Origin of the sequence: Sabulibacter ruber (genome assembly GCF_017355955.1) — a bacterium.
Taxonomy (GTDB): domain Bacteria; phylum Bacteroidota; class Bacteroidia; order Cytophagales; family Hymenobacteraceae; genus Nibribacter; species Nibribacter ruber_A.
This window is the reverse complement of record NZ_JAFFID010000007.1, coordinates 100,232-118,773: the sequence shown is the minus strand read 5'-3', so window position 1 is coordinate 118,773 and position 18,542 is coordinate 100,232. Positions and strand designations below refer to the sequence as shown.

General features: G+C 49.5%; 17 protein-coding genes. 9 read left to right on the top strand and 8 right to left on the bottom strand.

The window, feature by feature from the left end; all coding sequences use genetic code 11:
- Nucleotides 1-27 precede the first annotated feature (27 nt).
- Nucleotides 28-1,548 carry a serine hydrolase domain-containing protein gene (locus JT719_RS23650; protein WP_207436242.1) on the top strand — a complete coding sequence of 507 codons (1,521 nt, stop codon included), beginning with the start codon at nt 28-30 and terminating at the stop codon, nt 1,546-1,548.
- A 108-nt stretch (nt 1,549-1,656) separates the two neighbouring features.
- Here the strand turns inward: JT719_RS23650 and JT719_RS23645 are convergent, their stop codons facing one another.
- Both JT719_RS23645 and gldB read right to left on the bottom strand, forming a co-directional pair.
- The gene (locus JT719_RS23645; RefSeq protein ID WP_207436241.1) at nt 1,657-2,859 is read right to left on the bottom strand and encodes a glycosyltransferase family 4 protein; all 1,203 of its coding nucleotides are present in this window, start codon (nt 2,857-2,859) and stop codon (nt 1,657-1,659) included.
- A gap of 67 nt (nt 2,860-2,926) precedes the next feature.
- Nucleotides 2,927-3,922 (bottom strand): gliding motility lipoprotein GldB, encoded by a 996-nt coding sequence (gldB, locus tag JT719_RS23640; protein ID WP_242693444.1) that lies wholly within the window; start codon nt 3,920-3,922, stop codon nt 2,927-2,929.
- A gap of 68 nt (nt 3,923-3,990) precedes the next feature.
- Here gldB and JT719_RS23635 point away from each other — a divergent pair, with 68 nt between their 5' ends.
- Nucleotides 3,991-4,671, top strand: coding sequence for a porin family protein (locus tag JT719_RS23635; RefSeq protein WP_207436240.1), 681 nt, complete (start codon nt 3,991-3,993; stop codon nt 4,669-4,671).
- A 108-nt stretch (nt 4,672-4,779) separates the two neighbouring features.
- Here the strand turns inward: JT719_RS23635 and JT719_RS23630 are convergent, their stop codons facing one another.
- The 3 genes from JT719_RS23630 to JT719_RS23620 form a co-directional block, all read right to left on the bottom strand.
- Nucleotides 4,780-6,387: an Rne/Rng family ribonuclease gene (locus tag JT719_RS23630; protein ID WP_207436239.1), complete on the bottom strand. Its 1,608-nt coding sequence runs from the start codon at nt 6,385-6,387 to the stop codon at nt 4,780-4,782.
- 216 nt (nt 6,388-6,603) lie between these two features.
- Nucleotides 6,604-7,485: a tetratricopeptide repeat protein gene (locus tag JT719_RS23625; RefSeq protein ID WP_242693443.1), complete on the bottom strand. Its 882-nt coding sequence runs from the start codon at nt 7,483-7,485 to the stop codon at nt 6,604-6,606.
- 62 nt (nt 7,486-7,547) lie between these two features.
- Entirely contained in the window at nt 7,548-7,853 is a 306-nt protein-coding gene (locus JT719_RS23620) for an HU family DNA-binding protein (protein ID WP_207436238.1), read from the bottom strand.
- Between the two features lie 192 nt (nt 7,854-8,045).
- On the opposite strand from JT719_RS23620, the gene mutY reads away from it, so the two are divergent.
- From mutY to gldD, 4 genes are all read left to right on the top strand, one after another.
- Nucleotides 8,046-9,119 carry an A/G-specific adenine glycosylase gene (gene mutY / locus JT719_RS23615; RefSeq protein WP_207436237.1) on the top strand — a complete coding sequence of 358 codons (1,074 nt, stop codon included), beginning with the start codon at nt 8,046-8,048 and terminating at the stop codon, nt 9,117-9,119.
- Nucleotides 9,120-9,164: 45 nt separating this feature from the next.
- Nucleotides 9,165-9,644, top strand: coding sequence for a single-stranded DNA-binding protein (locus tag JT719_RS23610; protein WP_207436236.1), 480 nt, complete (start codon nt 9,165-9,167; stop codon nt 9,642-9,644).
- Between the two features lie 245 nt (nt 9,645-9,889).
- Nucleotides 9,890-11,026, top strand: a complete 1,137-nt coding sequence (locus JT719_RS23605; protein WP_242693442.1) for a transporter associated domain-containing protein — start codon at nt 9,890-9,892, stop codon at nt 11,024-11,026.
- A complete protein-coding gene (gene gldD / locus JT719_RS23600) occupies nt 11,013-11,612 on the top strand; it encodes a gliding motility lipoprotein GldD (RefSeq protein WP_207436234.1) in 600 nt (199 codons plus the stop codon). The genes JT719_RS23605 and gldD overlap by 14 nt, the downstream gene beginning before the upstream one ends.
- A gap of 82 nt (nt 11,613-11,694) precedes the next feature.
- On the opposite strand, the gene xth is transcribed toward gldD, so the two are convergent.
- Nucleotides 11,695-12,468 (bottom strand): exodeoxyribonuclease III, encoded by a 774-nt coding sequence (gene xth / locus JT719_RS23595; protein WP_207436233.1) that lies wholly within the window; start codon nt 12,466-12,468, stop codon nt 11,695-11,697.
- A 542-nt stretch (nt 12,469-13,010) separates the two neighbouring features.
- Between xth and recG the strand changes: the two genes are divergently transcribed.
- A complete protein-coding gene (gene recG / locus JT719_RS23590) occupies nt 13,011-15,107 on the top strand; it encodes an ATP-dependent DNA helicase RecG (protein ID WP_207436232.1) in 2,097 nt (698 codons plus the stop codon).
- 36 nt (nt 15,108-15,143) lie between these two features.
- On the opposite strand, the gene JT719_RS23585 is transcribed toward recG, so the two are convergent.
- A complete protein-coding gene (locus tag JT719_RS23585; RefSeq protein ID WP_207436231.1) occupies nt 15,144-15,374 on the bottom strand; it encodes a hypothetical protein in 231 nt (76 codons plus the stop codon).
- Between the two features lie 456 nt (nt 15,375-15,830).
- Between JT719_RS23585 and JT719_RS23580 the strand changes: the two genes are divergently transcribed.
- Both JT719_RS23580 and JT719_RS23575 read left to right on the top strand, forming a co-directional pair.
- Complete coding sequence (locus tag JT719_RS23580; RefSeq protein ID WP_207436230.1) at nt 15,831-17,282, top strand: hypothetical protein; 1,452 nt, start codon at nt 15,831-15,833, stop codon at nt 17,280-17,282.
- 81 nt (nt 17,283-17,363) lie between these two features.
- Complete coding sequence (locus JT719_RS23575; protein WP_207436229.1) at nt 17,364-17,996, top strand: LURP-one-related/scramblase family protein; 633 nt, start codon at nt 17,364-17,366, stop codon at nt 17,994-17,996.
- A gap of 84 nt (nt 17,997-18,080) precedes the next feature.
- Here JT719_RS23575 and JT719_RS23570 read toward each other — a convergent pair whose 3' ends face one another.
- Complete coding sequence (locus JT719_RS23570; protein ID WP_207436228.1) at nt 18,081-18,536, bottom strand: hypothetical protein; 456 nt, start codon at nt 18,534-18,536, stop codon at nt 18,081-18,083.
- Between the last annotated feature and the right edge of the window lie 6 nt (nt 18,537-18,542).

The following is an 18,542-nucleotide window of genomic DNA, read 5'->3' as shown; positions in this document are numbered from 1 at the left end:
TACTTTGGGTGCAATGCCATCAGACACATGAGAACAAAGGTGAAAACAACTTCTGCCAAATGGAAGATACTGCTTCTGCTGCTGCCTTTCCTTTCTGTTCCGTTTGTTATCCGGGCCCAGGAACCCACAACCTCAGCCCTGTACAAGGAGATTAAACATCAAGACAGTCTCTTGTTCAACGTGGGGTTCAATACGTGTAACCTACCCCAGTTTGAGCACATCGTCAGCAATGACTTTGAGTTTTACCATGACAAAGGAGGTATTACCTCGTCTAAGGCAGAGTTCATCTTAAGCTTCAAAAACGGCTTGTGCAAATCGCCGTCAACTTATCAGTCGCGGCGGGAACTGGTTTCGGGGAGCATGGAGGTTTTCCCGCTTTACAAAGGCAATGTACTGTACGGAGCAATTCAGACCGGAAGGCATCGGTTTTACGAGAAATCAGCCGGAAAAGCGGAAACCTACGCCAGCATCGCCCGCTTCACCCATGTGTGGCAATTGGAAAACGGTGCCTGGAAGTTCCTGCGCGGCTTGAGCTATGATCACTTAGCGTCCAATACACCCAACATGGGCGCACCGGCCTTCACCAGTGATGCCGAGGCAGAACAATGGCTGAAGGAAAACAAATTTCCGGCTGCCGCCATTGGCATTATCAAAGAAGGAAAACTGCAGCAGATTAAGGTTTTCGGGGAACTGAAAAACGGAACTCCCGCGCCATACAACACTATTTTCAACGTGGCTTCTTTGGCAAAACCCGTCACCGCCATGGTTACTTTGAAGCTGGTGAATGCCGGCAAGTGGAACTTAGACGAGCCACTCTACAAATACTGGACAGACCCCGACATTGCCAACGACCCCAGAAGCAAAAAACTCACTACCCGGCACGTACTCACCCACCAGACTGGCTTTCCTAACTGGCGCTGGATGAACGAATCCAAGAAGCTGGCTTTCCAGTTTGACCCGGGCACCAAGTACCAATACTCAGGAGAAGGCATGGAGTATCTCAGACGAGCGCTGGAAAAGAAATTCCACCGCACGTTAGACCAACTGGCCGATTCCCTCATCTTCAAACCGCTGGCCATGAAAGACACCCGGTTCTTTTGGGACAAGAAGGTAGATGAATCACGGTTCGCGCGGTGGCACGATGCCAAAGGCGGGGTGTACGAGACCTACAAAAACACCACCGCTAACGCCGCCGATGACCTGCTCACTACTATTGAAGATTACAGCAAGTTTATGATCTCTATCATGAACGGCGCAGGGCTCTCTAACCAGAACTTCAATGAAATGGTCTCTCACCAGTTAAAGACCAAAGACGATATCTACTTTGGCTTGGGCTTGGAAGTGTTTGATCTGGGGAACGGAGAATACGCCTTGTCACACGGAGGATCAGACAAAGGCACCTCTGCCATCTTTTTTATCCTGCCTAAAACCAAAGATGGGTTGGTCATTTTCACCAACGTGGATGATGGCTACCGATCCTACGACAGGTTGATTAAAACCTACCTGGGCAAATCTGGCCAGAAACTGGTGGACATCGCGATGAAGTAATTTCAAGCCGTTTGATGAGAAGCGTTTTCAGCTTGTTTTTCCAGAATCAGGCTGAAAACGCCGGCGGCAAGAATTAGCGCAAGGCAATCCGATGAAAAGTGGAAAGGCCTATCGTTTGTTTTGGGCTACTTTTTCAAAAATCTGTTCTAAAACGGGCACCATCTGCAGGCGGTCAAACTGCGTACGAGCTATCTGGGCAGCATTAACGCGCATGGCTGCCATCTCAGTTGATTGAGGTAAACGATGCGCCAATGAATCGGCTAGGGCCTGGGAATCTCCGGCGGGAACGTACCAACCACATTGCTGCGTCTCCACCAGTCTTTTCGTCCAACCCGGATTGGTGACCACCACTGGTGTACCCACGGCCAGACTGTCAAACAGTTTACCCGGCGAGTTCGCCTCCAGCACCGGCAAATCAATAAAAGACACGACTGAGACATCGGCTATGGAAAACAGCCGGAAGATTTCGTGGCGGGGTAAAGGAGGCAGCAATTTTATATTGGTCTGCTGTTTTGCGGCTGTTTCCAGCAAAGGAGCGTCAAAACCCTGGCCGGTGAACACAAAGCAAACATCGGAACGGTCTTGTAGCAGCGTTGAGGCTTGCACCAGCATGGGAATGTCATTGGCGCGGCCATAGGTACCAGCATACAGTACAACCTTCCTCCCCTGCAGACCTAGTTCCACCCGCAGCTTCTCCTTTTCCGCATCAGAAACAGACTGGGACGGGATTTCGGTGCCGTTGACCAGCGTGGTGACCTTCCCCGGGGCAATCCCTTTCTCCAGAATGTAGCGCTCCATGTCAGAAGAAAGCGGGATGATGTGCGCCGCTTGCCGGTACAAAGAAGCCTCTAGCTTGTACAACTGTTTCTGGGCTACTTTAGACGGAACCGCACCCATCTGGATGGGAAACGACGGCCAGAGATCCTGCACCTCAAACACCCAAGGTACTTTTCTCAGACTCGCCACTTTGCCTGCCGCCCAGGCGGTGGTAAGCGGTGTGGAAACGCCCCAGATCACATCGGGTTTGGGCATGCGCAGGCCTTTCACAAACGCATGCGTGGCAAACGCCCCGAAGGCCTGCAAACGCTGCACCACGCCCATCTTGTTGAAGTACGGCACTTTTAAAGAAACCAGTTCTACTCCCGGCGGGACCCAGTCATACTGTTGCGTCAGGCGCTTGCTCTCCCAGGCGTTAGAAGTAACAAGGGTAATCTGGTGCCGCTGCGCCAGTTCCGCCATAAAGGTGTAGTGCCGGCACGTAGCGGGGCAGTCTGGGTTATGGTGGTACTGGTGGAAGAGCGCGATGTGCATGGCACCGGAAAGTCAAGGTGAACGTATTGGGGCTCTTTCAAACAAAACAACCCCAATACGTGAATAGCTATTTTTTCTGAGGTTTGTACTTAGATCGCTCCAAGATCTTGCGGGCATTCTTTTCATCCATCAACTGCTGCAACGTCACCTCGGGGTTGTTTTCCATGTACTTGTTCACAATCTGCCAGCCTACCCAGGTGGCAATACGGCCCGGGCAACGCTCACTAATCTCAGGTACGTTCGGCCGCTCACCAATATATTTCCGGATAACGAATTGGCTGGTCTCGTACAATAAGCCCTTCTCTAACAGGTGCGCCCAAATTTTGCCTTCGTTGTATTTAACATCGGCTAATTCCTGACCGGTGTACCAGATGATCAAAGAATCTGGGGTGCAGGGCATCATCTGTTTGGTGAAATAGTAAGACTTGCCGTAGTCAATCATCTCGTCCAGCATCTCCTGGTTCACAAAATCGGTTTTGTTAAACTTGTTGGAGACCAGCAGCATCACAGACGGGGCAAGGTTTTCTTTCTCGTAACGTTCCAGAATATACTGCGGCGCCTGCGGGCGGAAAGAAGCTTTTCTCCCGATGAAGAAATCCAGACCCATTACAATTAGGCTATCGCTCACCAGCAGATCGCGGCTCAGGCCCGAGATGAACGTCTGCACCTTAGGAATATGGAAAGCCGGATAATAATGTTTCACGTGCTTGAGGGCATTCTCCAGGTCTTGCTCAACGCCGCTCATGTCTTTAAACGTCTCGTCGCTCTGGCGCACCAGTTTGTGGATGCTGGTATCAGAAGCCAAACGGAGAAGGTTCTGCGCCATCAGTTCCTCAGAGGGGTAACGGTCGCGCAGCAGGAACTTGTCTCTAAGGAGCGGCTCCTGGTTCAGGAAGACCTGCATCTCTGGCACAGTTTTTATCTTGAAAAAGCGTTGTTCCAGCCGATCAACTTTTATGTCTACCGGAATTTTGGCTATCTCCTCCGGGATTTCGCACGTTTCATTTTTCTTACAACCAAAAAACAGCACTACAGTAAACAGCAGCAACAAATAGCCTCGCATTCTTTCTTCCTTTTTATCTTTAAGCAAATTTAGTGTATCCAACCTTAATACCCTCTTACCCCATGAAGATGATTCGCTTTACCTCCCTGGCTATGGTCTTGGCCGCTCTCCTGTTTTTCTCGCAGAAAGCCTCTGCCCAAGTAGAAATTGGGGTAAAAGTAGCTCCTTCCTTCTCCTTTGCCCGTGTCATTGCCAAAGAACAATATAACCTCAAAAACAAAGGCAGTAACCTGAACTTTGGGGCCGGTATCATTGCCGACTATTTTTTCGGGGCCAATTACGCGCTTAGCTCTGGCCTGCTCTACACTACCAAGGGTTCTACCATCAGCTATGACTACATGACCGATGACGCCATGGGCACCCGCCAAACCGGTGAAAACGACCTTAGCCTGCAGTATCTGGAGATTCCGGTTACCCTGAAACTCTTCACCAACGAGATCTCCAAAGGGACCCGCCTTTACTTCCAGGCCGGTCCTTCTCTGAACACCATGCTGGCCGCCAAGGTAGATGACCGCAAAGTGCAGGCCAACGGCGATAAATTCACCGAAGACTTCAACCTGTTTGAGATTAGCCTGTTGCTGGGCGCCGGAGCTGAGTGGGATCTGGGCCAGAGCACTAAGATTTTTGCCGGTCTCTCCTATAACCGTGGCCTCACAGATTTTGACGAGCTGTATCAGAAACGTTTCAATGACACAAAAATTGAGTTGAAGAACAACTCTGTGTCAATTGACCTGGGCATTAAGTTCTAGTTTGTTTCAGGGCCGGTTTCTGGAAAACAGCCGCAAAACATAATTCATTGAAAAAGAAAAGCCCCCGTTTCACAACGGGGGCTTTTTGTTATATACTGGCGGTAGAAACTATTCTTCTGTCTCTACGGCGCGGTCTTGTAACCCATTTACTTCTGCATAAGCTGATCTCAGCTCAATCTCGTCGCCGTGTTCGTCCATCACCCTGAACTCCGTAAGGGCCAGGGAAGTGTCTTTCATCACGTTCACCCACTTGAAGTGTTTCAGGAACCATTTCCGCTGACGGGAAAGGATGCCTTTGGTGTAATACGCGTGCAAGAACGGATGCACGTACAGCGTAATGTTTTTCTGATTCTGGCGGGTCAACAGATCTTCTATGGTTTGATCTATATCGTCTGTCACCAGAATGCTGGCGGATATCTTGCCACTGCCTCCGCAGGTAGGGCATACCTCGCCGGTTACAATATTCTGCTCAGGCCTTACGCGCTGGCGGGTGATTTGCATCAGTCCGAATTTAGAGATAGGCAGCACCGTGTACTTGGAACGGTCTTTCTTCATCTCCTCCTTCACAACCTCAAATACCTTTTGCCGATTCTCGGCCGACTTCATGTCTATGAAGTCTACTACAATGATTCCTCCCAGGTCCCGGAGGCGCAACTGACGCGCTACCTCTTTTGCCGCAGTAAGATTCACATTCAAAGCGGTGGCTTCCTGGTCCGTCTCGGAGTTGGATTTGTTTCCGCTGTTTACATCTATCACGTGCAGGGCCTCGGTGTGTTCAATCACCAGGTAGCCACCACCCGGAATGCTCACTGTCTTCCCAAACAGGGATTTCAGCTGCTTTTCAATGTTGTATTGTTCAAAGGTCTTTACCTTGCCCGTGTAATGCTTCAGAATCTTCAGCTTATCAGGGGCAATGGTCTCAATGTAAGTTTTGATTTCTTCGTGCAGCTTGGGGTCATCTACCACAATGCTGTCAAAACTTTCATTCAGAATATCTCTCAACATGGAGGAGGAGCGTCCTAGCTCCCCAATGATTTTGTCACGTTCCTTAGCGGTACGCAACGTAGCAATGCCTTCTTCCCAGGTAGCCAGCATGGTGCGAAGATCCTTGTCTAACTCAGCCACCTCGCGGCCTTCGGCCACGGTGCGGATGATTACCCCAAAGTTCTCCGGTTTAATGGAGGTGATGAGGCGTTTTAGACGCGTACGCTCTTCCTTGCTCACAATCTTCTTTGACACGCTTACCGTGTTAGAGAAGGGCACGAGTACCAGGTAGCGGCCCGCCAGTGAAATCTCGCAAGAGAGCCTTGGCCCCTTGGTTGAAATTGGCTCTTTCACAATCTGAACCAAGATCTGCTGTCCTTTTTTAAGGACATCGGCCATTTTGCCCAGCTTGTCTATTTCGGGCTCAAACTTCAAAGGGGCAAGCTTGGCAGGAGTATTCTTCTGGGTCTGCACCATTTTCACGTATTTGTTGAGCGTTTTCACGTTCTCTCCCAAATCGTGGTAGTGCAGGAAAGCGTCTTTGGTGTACCCAATGTCAATGAACGCGGCGTTCAGACCCGGCATTACCTTTTTCACGGTTCCCAGGAAGATGTCTCCCACTGAATAGTTGGTATCATTCCGGTCGAAGTGATACTCTACTAATCGCTTATCCTGAAGAAGGGCTATTCGTTCTCCATCTTGAGTAGAATTAATAATTAATTCGTTACTCAATGTTTTAGATGCTTAGGTGGAAGAATATACCAAAGCCCAGCATTACCTTAAACGGCAATGTGGGCTCTCAGAATCAAAGGCCAGGCCTTATTTTTTCTTATGTCTATTCTTACGCAGACGCTTCTTTCTTTTGTGAGTAGCGATCTTATGTCTTTTTCTTTTTTTACCGCAAGGCATAGTGTTGATTTTTTATTAGTGAAAATTATTTTAACTCTCTTATTGGGCGCTGTTGAGGCGCTGCAAGTAGCTGTCTACAGAAGCTTGAACCTCTGGGTCTTTGCTGATCTGCTTTACTTTCAGAAAAGCTTTCTGGGCTTCTGGCTTTTTACCTGTCTCGGCTAACGCAACCCCCATGTAAAAAGTGCCCTCTACATGGTTAGGGTTTACGGCCAACAACTCCTGGAACCGGTCTACCGCCTTATCATACTGATTAGACTGGATAGACAGCACGCCCAGGTTGAACAACGCTTTCTCGTTTTTAGGGTCTGCGGCAATCACTTCCCGCAGCAGGGTAATACCCCGCATAGGTGTACTGCTGGAAATGAAGGTCATGGCCAAATTGGTTTTCGCATCCAAATTGGTTGGGTTGTTCTTCAAAACCTGCTCATACAAGCCCTGGGCTTTGTTGCCTAGCTCCTGAGAACGCTCTTGGGTAGCTGCAAACGTAAAGGCCTCAAAATACTGGTCAGCGGCTTTCTGCAAGCTCTTCTCACCAGGTCTTACCTGCGCTACTTGTTCATAGTAATAACCAGCGCTGTCATGCTTCGCGATTGCCGCATACTTCTGCGCCAATTCATCGGCCAGCTTTCCTTTGGTTTGTGGGTTGCTCTCCCGGGTGAATTTAGAGCGCAGTTCGGCAATCTCTTTCAACTGGGCAGGGCTAGCCTCCACGTGCGCATCTGCAGGAGCTGCCTCTCCAGCGTGGTCTTCATGGCCCTCATGGTTAGGATCATGCGAAGACTGGTCGCGGTTGGCAGTGGCTCCGTTAGAGGCAAACTCGCCTTTACTGTCTTTGTTTATGATCACTTTGGGTAACAAAGCCATCAAAACAGCCAGCACCACAGCAGAAAGAACAAGCGCTATCCGACCTTTTGACATAATAGAATTGTTAACCTAAATGATTAGTAAGCAAAAAGTTAAAGGTGCAAAGGTACAAAAAACTAAGAAACTACGGTTTCTTTGATTTTCTTGCTGTTCTTGATTTTGGCAACGAAAGTCTTAGACGGCTTGAAAGACGGGATGTAGTGCTCGTCAATGATGATAGACGTATTTTTTGAAATATTACGGGCTACCTTCTTAGCGCGCTTCTTGTTCACAAAGCTCCCAAAGCCACGCACGTAAATGTTATTGCCTTCGGCCATGGAGTCTTTCACCACTTTGAAAAATGCTTCAACGGTAGCCGCAACATCAGATTTCTCAATCCCTGTCTTATCCGCAATTTCTGATATAACTTCTGCTTTAGTCACTTGTTTAACTTGTTTAAGTAATTGAGTAAAGATGAATATGTTTGTACAAACGTTGTGCCGTATTGCTACGACACCCCTGAAATCGGGGCACAAAGGTAGTCGGCCTTTTCGGAAAGTAAAACAATTTATGCAAAAAATCTGTTCGCTCTAGCACCGCGTAAGAACAGCAAACCAACACGTTAAAGCCTTTTCATGGCCAGCACCTCTTCTTTTTTTAGTAATACCCTTATTGATTGGTACCACCGGCACCGCCGCCCATTACCGTGGCGGGAAACCACAGACCCGTACGCCATCTGGCTTTCTGAGGTCATTCTGCAGCAAACGCGGGTACGGCAGGGGCTCCCTTATTATCTCAGGTTCATAGAGCGATTCCCAACGGTGCAAGACCTGGCAAAAGCCCCGGAAGATGAGGTACTTAGGCTCTGGCAGGGCCTAGGCTACTATTCCCGTGCCAGAAATCTCCACCATACCGCCAAGCAGGTTGTCTCTGAGTTTGGCGGCCGTTTTCCAGATACTTATACGAAATTACTGCAGTTGAAGGGAGTAGGAACGTATACCGCGGCGGCTATTGCTTCTTTTGCGTACCGTGAACCCGTAGCCGTGCTAGACGGTAACGTATACAGGGTATTGGCTCGTGTATTTGGCCGCCACGAAAATATAGCGGCCCCTGCCAGCAAGAAGGTCTTTGAGGAGATTGCTAACGCACAAATCTCCCTTGAAGAGCCAGATACCTACAACCAGGCCATTATGGAGTTTGGGGCCATCCAGTGCACCCCGGTAGCACCAGACTGCCTTTTCTGCCCCTTGCAACAAGAGTGTTTTGCGTTCCAGCACGGCTTGGTGAACGTGCTACCGGTAAAAGAAAAAGCAAAGAGTAGCCGCCAGCGTTATTTTCACTACCTGGTGCTGCAGCATGAAGGCAAACTATACCTCAAAAAGCGTCCCGGCAACGATATCTGGCAAAGCCTTTACGACTTCTACACAATAGAGACCGACACCTTACACCCCGCGCCAGAACTGTTTCATAAGCAGGCCTCTGAAGCATTGGGCATTCCAAAGATTCCGTTTTCCAGCACCGGCAAGGTGTACAAGCACGTACTGAGCCATCAGAAAATTTCGGCCCAATTTTACCTTATTTCTCTTCCTTTTCGTTTAAGGGAGGAAACGGAAGAAACTATAGGTATAAAGCTATATACTATTGAAGAGATAGAAGCGCTCCCCAAACCTATTTTAATCCATTCCTTTTTAAATGAGCACTTTTTTTAGTATATTTATAAGCTAAATCAATTTTGAACCCCTTGATTATAATCTATGGCGAGCATCAATAAAGTTATCTTAATTGGCAATTTGGGCAAAGACCCAGAGGTGCGTCACTTAGAGGGCGGCGTTGCTGTGGCTCGCTTTCCCTTGGCCACCTCAGAAACGTTCAAAGACAAGAACGGAGACCGCCAGGAGCGCACGGAGTGGCACAACATTGTGGTATGGCGTGGTTTGGCCGAAGTTGCCGAAAAATACGTCAGAAAAGGCCAGTCTGTCTACATTGAGGGCAGAATCAGGACGAACAGCTATCAGGACAAAGACGGCATTCAGCGGTACAGCACTGAGATTGTGGCCGATAACATGACCATGCTGGGTCGTCCAGAAGGCGGTAACTCCCAGAATGGGGGCAACTACGGCAACGAGCCCTCTGCTGCCAGCGTAAATACCACAAACGGAAATACAGGTCAAAGCAAGGGAGGCAATACCCGCTCGGCGACCTATGAAGAAGAGCCAGACGATCTGCCCTTCTAACCTATTGTTGAACCAAACTCTTTGTTTTGGAAAGTATACCGTCATTAGGGGAGCCCTCCAGTTGGGGCTCTCTCTTAAACATCACCCTTTCAACTTCTCCCGGGATGGGTTGGGTTCTCCCGTCTGTCCTTTTCTTGCTCTTTCTAGGTAGTAATCTGGCCATAACGGCTGCCCTTGCCGCTTTTCAGCAGTTTCTTAGCACCCAACCAACTACAGGGCAATCTACTGACTTACACACGCCATCTTTGTTGAACCAACCCGAGAAAGTGGTGTTGGCCGGGGTTTTCCTTTCCTCAACGCTTCATTTGCTGCTTGGCATCTGCGGTTTCTGGCTCTTGACAAACCTTCTTGCCACTTCAGCGGCCAACAATTGGCTGTTGACGGGCGCTTGCGTGTTAGGAGCAGCGGTCCTGCTATTGGTTTTCAGGCTGATTTTCTCAAGTTGGGGCAAAAACCGGCAAGCAGCCTCTGCCAAACCGGTGTTTGCTTCTGTGCTTAAGACAGTGTCGGTGCTTGGGGCCCCGTTTGTAGCCATCATTCTGCCGTTGCAGCACTTAGTTGGTCGTACCAAAGTGGCGTTTGGCACCCCCTCCCCTACCGAGGAACTAACGCATTCCCTGGACCAAACCCCCACAGAGCCTATCACTCCGCAGGAGAAAGGTTTGCTGAAAGCCATTGTCAACTTCAGTTCCATTACTGTAAGGCAGATTATGCGCGCCCGGGTAGACACCATCGCCTTTAACCGGCGCATGCCTTTTCCCGCGCTACTCAAGCAGATTCACCAGTGGGGTTATTCGCGGGTACCGGTGTACACCGATGGCCTGGACAAGATTGACGGGATTCTGTACGTGAAGGACCTTCTTCCTTACCTGAACGCCCCCGCCGACTTTGTTTGGCAAAACCTGATCAGAACCCCTTACTTTGTACCGGAAACCAAAAAGATAGACGACCTGTTGCAGGAGTTCCAGGAACGCCGGGTACACATGGCCATTGTGGTGAACGAATACGGCGACACCACCGGCCTGCTTACCCTGGAGGACGTGATAGAGGAAATTGTGGGCGAGATCCACGATGAACTGGATGACGAAGAAGACCGCTACTATACGCAATTAGACGAACACACGTTCCTGTTTGAAGGCCGCACCTCCCTGCATGATTTCTGCAAGGTGATAGACCCTCCGGCAGAATTGCTGAAAGATGTACGCGGCGAGGTAGAATCTGTGGCAGGTCTGATGCTGCGCCTGTTCTCCCGCATTCCGCATACCGGCGAAGAAATTCAGTTAGGGCCTTACCTCTTCCGGATTGAATCTGCCGATAGTAAAAAGATAAAGAAAGTACGGGTGCACGAAGCGGTGCACCATTCTCAGGATGAAAAAGAATAACCTTATCTATTTTCTCACCGCCCTGTGCGGAGTTTTGTTTCTAGGTAGCTGCGCAGAAGAATATACTCCCAAGCCCAAAGGCTATAACCGGATAGATTTACCAGAGGCGAAATACACGCTTCTGCAGGAGGCACACCCGTATGTGTTTGAGCACTCAGTTTACTCCAAAATCCTGAAAGACTCTTCGCGCATTGCTGAGCCGCACTGGATAGACATCTACTATCCGCAGTTCAAGGCTAACATCCAGCTTACCTACAAAGACTTCAACCAGGACCCCAAGAAGTTTAACGAACTGGTGGAAGACGCCCGTAAGCTTACCTCCCGGCACCAGATCAAGGCCTACGCCATTGAGGAAAGCCAGATCAAAACCCCAACCGGTATCACCGCCAGCGTGTTTGAATTGCAGGGCGAGGTTCCCAGCCAGTTTCAATTCTACCTGACAGACAGCACCAAGCACTTCTTCAGAGGGGCTCTTTACTTCAGAACCGCTACCGCCAATGACTCTTTGGCTCCGGTAATTGAATACCTGAAGAAGGACGTGGTGCACCTGCTGAACACTCTGCACTGGACAGATCAGGTGAAATAACTTCAATTCACAGAATCCTGGTATGCTGAATCAGGCTTGTGATTCGCGGCTTCAACAAGCCGACCTGTATTTTGCTTGTTTTTCAAATATTCACCTCAATCCAGACGGGGGCATGATCACTGGATTTCTCCCAGCCTCTCACCTCTCGGTCTACTCCAGCAGCGACTAGCTGGTTGGCTAGCTGGGGACTGAGCAGTAAATGGTCTATCCGGAGGCCAGCGTTTCGGCCATAAGCGTTCCGGAAGTAGTCCCAGAAGGTGTAAATGGTTTCAGTAGGATGGAGATGCCGCAGCGCATCGGTCCAGCCTTGAGCAATCAGGCCCTCAAAGGCCGCCCGGGTTTCGGGCCGGAACAGCGCGTCTTCCACCCATCGTTCAGGTTTGTAGGCATCCAAGCCTGTGGGGATGACGTTGTAATCGCCGGCCAACACTACCGGTTTGTCAGCGGCAAGAAGCTCGGCCGCTCGGGTTTTAAACCGTTCAAACCACCGCAGTTTGTAATCAAACTTAGGTCCGGGAGCCGGATTTCCGTTGGGCAGATACAGGCATCCCACCATCACGCCGTTCACCATGGCCTCCAGGTAACGGCTTTGCTCATCCTCAGGATCACCCGCCAACCCCCTGCCCACTTCCTCAGGTTTCTGGCCTTTTGCCAAGATAGCCACGCCGTTCCAACTCTTTTGCCCTTGCCAGATGGCTTGGTAGCCAGCTTCCAGCAGCGCCTGTTCCGGAAACTTTTCCTGCGGCGTTTTCAATTCCTGAAGACACACCACCTCCGGGGCAGTCTCCTCCAGCCAGCGCAACAAGACAGGCAGTCGGGCATGGATTCCGTTTACATTGTAGGTAGCTATTTTCATGGTATCAGCAGGGTAAGATACGAGGTACTTCTGAAAACTTCCAGTATCATACGGCTGCCGCTTCCAAGAGGCTATGCCAAAAGTTTCGCCCGAATCCCAGGGCTTGTTACTTGAAAATAAGATTTCCAATTAAAATTGACGGACTGGGCAGGAAAGTAAAACTCTAACTCAACCTTTATAGCCCTAACTGCCTATTTCTAAAGCAGGCAGACTAAGGACATTAGCCACACCAGGGAAACCAAAAGCTACCGGTTTTAAGGTCTAAACCGTGGCCTCATGGCTAAACCATACCCCTTTTCTGCAGTGCCTTTTTGCGTAAATAATTGGCACTCGTTTAGAGGCTGATTTTCAGAAAAGAGGCTAAAAACAGGACCAGCAGGCGCTTTCCAGCAGGTGTTGAAAAATCAGCTTGTTCTTGGCAAACCGGTTTACCATATTAGCCTCCCTCCCATCTTTTGCGTAATTTCGCAGAACGGCTTCGCTTCGGTTTCAGGGCTAATTTCCTGAAACCGGGCTTAAAACGGAAGCTGCTTCTCAGGTTAGTGTCATCAGGCTTTTTCCATACCAAAATAGAGTTCTTAAAGGGCGTAGGGCCTCAGCGCGCCAGTCTGTTGCAGACGGAGCTGAGCATTTTCACCTACGGCGACCTTATCCAGCATTATCCGTTCCGGTACATGGACCGTACCCAGTTCCACGCCATCGCGGAGCTGAACGAAGACATGCAGTACGTCCAGATAAAAGGTCGTATTCTGGAGAAGAACCTGCTGGGCGAAGGGCGTAAACAACGGTTATCGGCTATTATCCGAGACGCCTCCGGCGAGATGGAACTGGTGTGGTTCAAAGGCGTGAAATTCATGACCACGCAGTTGAAAGTGAACCATGAGTACATCGCCTTCGGAAAGCCTACGCTGTTCAACGGGCGCTTCAACATGGCGCACCCAGAACTGGAAGAAGCCACCGAGGTGAAGCAGGAACAGAGTTTTTTGCAGCCAGTCTACAACACCACCGAGAAACTCAAGAACCACCGCGTAGACAGCAAAGCCATCAGCCGCATGATGGCCGATCTGCTCAAGCAGGCTCCTACGCACCTGCCAGAAACGCTCACCCCTGAACTGGTGGACCAGTATCGGATGGTGTCCAAGCGGGAAGCCATGCTGCAAATACACTTCCCCAAGAATTGGGACACGCTGCAGGCCGCCCGCTTCCGGCTTAAGTTTGAGGAACTGTTCTACACCCAGCTTAAACTGCTGCGCACCCGTACCAAGCGGAAAGCAGAATTAGCCGGCCAGATTTTTAGCAAAACGCCTACGTTAACCGAGTTTTACAAAAATCACCTTCCTTTTGACCTCACCAACGCCCAGAAACGGGTAGTGCGCGAGATTTACCAGGATGTTAACAGCGGCAAGCAGATGAACCGTCTGTTACAGGGCGATGTGGGCAGTGGCAAGACCATAGTGGCTTTTGTGACCATGCTCCTGGCTACTGATAATGGTGCCCAGGCCTGCATCATGGCTCCCACCGAAATCCTCGCCGACCAGCACTACCAGGGCCTGAAACAGCACGCCGACAAACTAGGCATTGTCTTGGGCAAGCTCACTGGCTCTACCAAGAAAGCCGACCGCCGCGTGCTACACGAGCAACTGCGCAGCGGCGAGATGCAGATGATTGTGGGCACCCATGCCCTGTTGGAAGACGAGGTGCAGTTCCAGAACCTGGGGCTTTGCATTGTAGACGAGCAGCACCGGTTTGGCGTGGCTCAGCGCTCCAAGCTCTGGCAGAAGAACCCGCGGGTGATTCCGCATGTGCTGGTGATGACCGCCACGCCCATTCCCCGCACCTTGGCGATGACCCTGTACGGCGACCTGGAGGTTTCTGTAATTGATGAACTGCCCGCTGGCCGCAAGGAAATCATCACGGTGCATCGCTATGACAGCAACCGCCTGCGCGTATTTGGGTTCATTAGGGAGCAGCTGAAACTAGGCCGCCAAGCCTACATTGTATACCCGCTCATTGAAGAATCTGAAGGTTTGGAATACAAAGACCTGATGGACGGCTACGAGAGTGTGACCCGTGCCTTCCCGGAGTACCGCGTGAGTATGGTACACGGCAAAATGAAGCCGCAGGACAAAGATTTTGAGATGCAGCGTTTCCTTAAGCACGAGACGCACATCATGGTGGCTACCACCGTGATTGAGGTAGGTGTGAACGTGCCCAACGCCAGCGTGATGGTGATTGAGAATGCCGAGCGGTTCGGGTTGGCGCAGTTACACCAGCTAAGGGGACGCGTAGGCCGGGGAGCTGACCAAAGCTATTGCATCCTGATGACCGGCTACAAATTGAGCAAAGAAGGCAAAACCCGCATTGAGACTATGGTGCGCACCAACAACGGTTTTGAGATTGCCGACATTGACTTGAAACTGCGTGGCCCAGGCGATTTGATGGGAACCCAGCAAAGTGGTGTTCTGGACCTGTTGATTGCTGACCTGGCCAAAGATGCCAAGATCCTGAAAGAAAGCCGGGCAGCGGCCTTGGAGATAATAGAAAAAGATCCTGACTTAAGCCTTCCGGAGCATGCCAACCTGTTGCGGCACATCCGGTCGCTGAGCGCCAACACCGTAAACTGGAGCCGCATCAGCTAGACCAAAGTCTGGATCTTTTAAAAAGTAAAGGAAAAATTAATTCAGAGAGTAAGTAAAAGTTTCTTCCGTATTTTCTTGCTTATTAACTGGTTTAACTACGCTGTTTGTCTGCTGGGTGAAAGGGAATGTTTCCTGAAAGTTAACTGAGTAAGCATTTCCCGTTGTAAGATCTTCTTTTTTACCGATTTCGCTGGAGGCCTCTTCTTTTAAAAATTTCCCTACTAGAATCATCCCAACCAAAACAAACATCTTAAACGTAAACTTCATAATTCTAAAAAAAATTAAATGTTCTTCATGTACTACAAAACAAAATACGTGTCTAAAATCGCTTTTGTAGTTACTAGTAAGAGATCTTTCTGTTAAATAATCATTAACTAATAACAACAAACTGCAATTTCACCGTCTTACCTACCACTTCTTATCATTTTTTTGATAAGCCAAGGTGATTACGGGCCGATTCTGCCTAAGTTCAGCTTCTCGCAGGAAATAGTTATCCACAGGCATGAAGCAAAAATCTCTATATTTTAATGTTAAATAATAATTAATTAATCTTTAGGCTGTGCATTTCACAAGCGGCTGCAAAGATAGAGACTAATTTCACAATTCCAGTAATTTTTTAAGTATATTATTCTTTTTCAAAGATATTGGAGAGTGCCATTTATATATTTCATGGCTTGGCAAACGTTGAGCGGTATATTTGCACTAAACCGTAAAGTAAGTTTTATGCGTACCATCTCCCTTGTTACTTTTCTTCTACTACTAACCTCTTTCTTTTTTGAAACGAGCCAAGTGCTGGCCCAGAAAATCAGATCTTCTGCGTTCACCTATGTACCAGAAGAAGCCGGCGACCAATACAACCAACGGATTCCTAAGAAGGCTTTCGCCATCAGCCCCACAGATTTTGTGATCCTTAGCCGTAAGGCAGACAACACTTACGCCGTAGAACGGTATGGCGCCGATCTGAAAGCGTCTTGGTCTACCCCGGTGAAAATGGTTGGCCAGGAAACGGTAGAAGCGTTCTCTCATAACAAGGAAACTGTTTTGCTCATCACCCACCGGGTATCAGTGGAGCAGGGCAGCCAGGCACTTTACGGGAAACTGTTTGATGTAAAAACCGGCAAGGAGATTAAACAAGCCAAATTGCTAGAGGCACCCAGCAAGAGCAGACGGTTGGCAGTAGCCACCTCAGCGGATGGCTCCAAGTTGGTCGCCTATCACTCCATTACCAAAGACGAGGAACTGCGCTCCATCCAGGCAGCAGTATATGATGCCTCCCTTACCAAGATCAAAGACCGGTTGTATGATCTGGCCAGCGCAGGCAACCAGGTGAGCGCCCAGGTACAGATAGACAACCACGGAAACCAGTTCGTGAGCATCCTTACCAACAACTCCATGCGCCTGAGCGTGCGCCGCTACAACAACCGTGACAACGAGATCAAAGTGATGGAAGTGATGCTGGGCGGAGTATTTGACGGCACCAAGGTGTACGTGATGGATACTTATTTCAAACTTCACCAGGACAGCAGCCTTTATGCCGCCGTGTTAACCGCCGAGGAAAAGAAAGGAGAGTACCATAGCCTGAAAATGGTACGGTTTGATTACGCCGCCGGCAACATGCGCTTTGCGGATGAGTTCAAATTCACGCCCGAGTTTACCCAGAAGATAACCCAGGCCACCGGAGCCAAGCGCCTGGAAGACATCTATCTTTCTGATATCCTGATCAGCAACGAAGGCCAGACGCTGGTTATCACCGAGAAGAAATATACCGATGGTGGCGAGAACAGCGATTACCACGCCAAGGAACTGCTGCTGTTTGCCTATGACGAATACCTGCACCCAACCTGGAACTCGGTTATCCTGAAAAATCAGGTAGCTCCTGCCGCCGAGGGCTTTGCCGGAATTTCATACAGTGCGCACCTGGTAGGCAATCGTCTGCAACTGCTCACCCTGGAAACCATCAAAGGCAAAACCGATCTTTACACCCGCTCCATTCACCTGTTAACAGGTGCTTCGGAAGCGCCCAAAGCTGTTGGCTTGAACGTGGCCAATGACAAACAGGTAGCTTTTGTAAAAGACTTTACCACCTGGCTGGATGAGCGCACCATCACTGCAGTGAACAGACCGTCCAAAGCATCGGCGGGTCTGCGCCTGAGCCGAATCACTTTCAAAAACTAAGTTGCGTTTAGGGGCTGTTTTTGTAAAAACAGCCCCTAAACGCAACCTCTACCCTCCCAAGACGATCTTTGGCTCCGCTAAATGCAAGACATTGATTTTCCTCTGAACTTCACATTTGAGAAATTCACCTTCGCTAACCGGCTACAGATAACAGATGTTAATGGACGAGCCGTCTACTTTGTGAAGCAAATTCATTATGATGTTTTTTCTGAATCAAGCTTCCTGAACACCGATCCTTTTATTGATGAAGTAAAAATCTTCGGGAATTCGTCAGCATCTGAGGTCCTCTACATCATAAAAGCCGTCTCCTGGAAAGATTCCACCGCCTCTTTTGGATTTCTGGATAAAGACGGGCAAGTTTTGGGATATGTAGCCCGCTCCTCGTGGGTTCCAGAGTTGGCTGCACATTACCATATCTTTAATGAGCGCCTCCAAAAGGTGTTCACGGTCAGAGAGGGGGCGGGCTTGGTTAGATTCAGTGACACCCTCTTTAGTAAAATACCTTTCCTGGGACTATTTGCGGGTTATGTTTTCAACCCTTCTTACCACGTCATGCGGCAGGATAACAAACAGGTAGCTTTACTTCAAAAGGAGAAATCCTTCTTATCCCGCAAATTCTCCGTTTCTACAGGAAACACACTCAATCACCGTGAAAAGGCACAAATTCTGCTGAGTTTGCTACTGATTACAATTCAAGAACGGCAAAGGGGATAGAACCTTCCTGAAACAGAACGGCCCGCTTTACAAGCGGGCCGTTCTGTTTCAGGAAGGTTCTTAAATTATACCTGCACATACCCTTTACTGAGGCACCGTAAAGCTAACACTCGCCCTGGCGGGGTATTGTTCCAAACCCTGGTTAGCTACCCGCGCCTGAATTGAGAACGCACTTCCACGGGCAATATCGGCGGGTACCTGGTAATTAAATAGGAGCGAATCTGTGCGGGTGACTTTGCTGTACGCAGGCTGGTAAGGCGTCTCCCCTATCTTGGTCTCCTGCGTGCCCATGATCATGTAAAACTGAACATCCTTGATCTGCCCCTCAGACCAATACCGCAAGTCCAGCGTCAGGTTAGTCCCGGGCGGCACGGCCGTAGAAGCCGGGGTAACCAGCCGGAACGTGGCAATTTTGGGCACATACCCTAAGTCTTCTTTGATGATATCTTCCAAGTCTTCGGTAGGGTCTTCGTCACAGGCGCTGAAACCAAAAGCAAAGGCCAGCAAAAACAAAACGATAAGGTTGGATATGCTTTTCATTTTAAG